At 68.0% G+C, this 256-nt stretch carries 1 protein-coding gene; it reads left to right on the plus strand.

The window, feature by feature from the left end:
• Nucleotides 1-13 precede the first annotated feature (13 nt).
• A partial coding sequence (locus SB753_RS39160) for an aldolase/citrate lyase family protein (protein ID WP_410805431.1) occupies nt 14-256 on the plus strand: 243 nt, incomplete at its 3' end.

Consider the following 256-nt stretch of genomic DNA (forward strand, 5'->3'; position numbering starts at 1 on the left):
GTCGGGAGTCGAGATGTCGCAGCCTGTTAATCGCCAGCATCGCTCGTTTCTGTTCGTTCCGGGCACGCGTCCGGAGCGCTTCGAGAAGGCGTTGAGCAGCGGCGCGGACGCCGTCATCGTCGATCTCGAAGACGCCGTCGCACCCGGCGACAAGGACCGCGCCAGACAGGCCGTAGTCGAGTGGCTCTCGCCGGAGCGCCCCGTGCTGATCCGCGTGAACGCAGTCGGCACGCCGTGGTTCGAGCAGGACGCCGCG

This window comes from Paraburkholderia sp. SIMBA_053, from assembly GCF_046534895.1.
Taxonomy (GTDB): Bacteria; Pseudomonadota; Gammaproteobacteria; order Burkholderiales; family Burkholderiaceae; genus Paraburkholderia; species Paraburkholderia caledonica.